Genomic DNA, 1,824 nt, shown 5'->3' on the forward strand with positions numbered 1-1,824 from the left:
CCGTTCTTCCACCGGGCTGACTTCTACGGTCCCCACCACCCCTACGTCGTCCCCGAGCCGTACGCCTCGATGTACGACCCCGAAGACGTCGAACGGCCTGACAGTTACGCCGAGACGTTCGACGGAAAACCCCGGGTCCACGAGAACTTCCTGCACTACCGGGGCGTCGCCGACTTCGACTGGGACACCTGGGCCGAGGCGGTCGCGAAGTACCGCGGGTTCGTGACCATGATCGACGACCAGCTCGAGCGAATCCTCAAGAGCCTCGAGGAGCACGGACTCGAGGCGGAGACCGCGGTCGTCCACGCCTCGGACCACGGCGACTTCGTTGGGGGCCACCGCCAGTTCAATAAGGGGCCGCTGATGTACGACGATACCTACCGGATCCCGCTACAGGTGCGCTGGCCGGGCGTCGTCGAGCCCGGCTCGGTCTGTGAGGATCCCGTTCACCTCCACGATCTGGCCGCGACCTTCCTCGAGATGGGCGGTCTCGAGGTTCCGAAGTCGTTCCACTCGCGGAGCCTCGTTCCCCTGCTCGAGGGCGAGGATCCCGAGGAGCGCCCCGACTCCGTCTTCGCGCAGTACCACGGCGACGAATTCGGGCTCTACACCCAGCGGATGGTTAGAACGAGAGGGTACAAGTACGTCTACAACGGCCCCGATATCGACGAGCTGTACGATCTCGAGGGCGATCCCGCGGAGCTGCAGAACCTGATCGACCACCCCGGTTACGCCGACGTCCGCGAGGCGATGCGGGAGCGACTGGTCGACTGGATGAACCGGACCGAGGATCCGAACCGGAAGTGGGTGCCGGACGTCCTTCGGGAACGGGACTGACAGGACCTATCGCCCAACCCGGAAGCGTACGTTTACGGTCCCGAAGCGGGTAGCCACGCCTATGACTGACGGACCGATCGCGACGGAGGGGAACCGATGAGCCGATCCGGACGCGACGAGCCGGATCCCGAGGAACTCCGCGAACAGGCCGCCGAGAACGAGGCGATCGCCGACGCGCTCGAGGATCTCGTCATCGAACTGCGGGACGAACCGGTCAAAGAGAGCCGACTCGAGGGGTTGTTCGACGAGGCGACGACCAGCGATCCGAGGATCTGGAACACCGTCACCGCCTTCATCGACGTCGAGGACGGCGACGCCGTCGTCACCGACGAGTCCAAACTCGCGGCGGGAAAGTGGGCGCCCGAGATCGTCGACGACTGCGACACGATGGTGACGATCGATATCCAGCGCGGGCTGATGCCCGACGATTTCACGTATCAGGTCGGCCGTGAGCTCCAGGATCGGATCACCGAGTTCGGCGAGGAGGCGGCCGAGCTGCGACAGCGGGCGGCCAAACTCGAGGGGGACGACGGCGCGTCGGATTAGCTCGGATCGGCGATGGCCGGGAGGACGAAAACGCGCGTCGCAGCGGTCAGCGCACTGGCCCAGAGGATCACGAGCACGAACAGCAGCAGCGTAGGCGTGTGCGCGACGGGGACGACTACCCACAGCGACGTCGCGAGCACAACCACCCCGACCACCGCGGCGAGGGTCGTCGCGAGGCCGTCGCGACGCTCGAGCGCGAGACGATCGGTAAGGAGACTCGCCGCGACTCCGGCGACGACGCCGCTGCAGACGGCGATCAGCGCGGCCTCGGCCGACGGGACGTCGCGTACCGGCGAGACGAACAGGAGTAACGGGGTGAACGCGACGGCGAACAGGAGGTCCTGTATCGCGCGTGCTCGCTCGTCCGGTTCGTCGGCCGATTTGTCGGCCGGTTCGTCGGGCCACGGGAGTTCCGTCATCTCTGTCTCTTATACACATCTC

General features: G+C 66.1%; 3 protein-coding genes. 2 read left to right on the forward strand and 1 reads right to left on the reverse strand.

Annotated elements, in window-relative coordinates:
- A partial coding sequence (locus tag C491_RS01635; RefSeq protein ID WP_005553281.1) for a sulfatase/phosphatase domain-containing protein occupies window positions 1-837 on the forward strand: 837 nt, incomplete at its 5' end.
- Window positions 838-933: 96 nt separating this feature from the next.
- On the forward strand, window positions 934-1,383 hold the full coding sequence (locus tag C491_RS01640; protein WP_005553282.1) for a hypothetical protein: 450 nt from the start codon (window positions 934-936) through the stop codon (window positions 1,381-1,383).
- On the opposite strand, the gene C491_RS01645 is transcribed toward C491_RS01640, so the two are convergent.
- A complete protein-coding gene (locus tag C491_RS01645; RefSeq protein ID WP_005553283.1) occupies window positions 1,380-1,802 on the reverse strand; it encodes a hypothetical protein in 423 nt (140 codons plus the stop codon). The two genes, C491_RS01640 and C491_RS01645, sit on opposite strands and share 4 nt — an antisense overlap.
- Between the last annotated feature and the right edge of the window lie 22 nt (window positions 1,803-1,824).

It is taken from the genome of Natronococcus amylolyticus DSM 10524, from assembly GCF_000337675.1.
Classification (GTDB): domain Archaea; phylum Halobacteriota; class Halobacteria; order Halobacteriales; family Natrialbaceae; genus Natronococcus; species Natronococcus amylolyticus.

Bases quoted from the DNA above. Each gene is read 5' to 3' on its own strand.
- C491_RS01640 (WP_005553282.1), top strand. From the start codon at position 934: ATGAGCCGATCCGGACGCGACGAGCCGGATCCCGAGGAACTCCGCGAA.
- C491_RS01645 (WP_005553283.1), bottom strand. From the start codon at position 1,802: ATGACGGAACTCCCGTGGCCCGACGAACCGGCCGACAAATCGGCCGAC.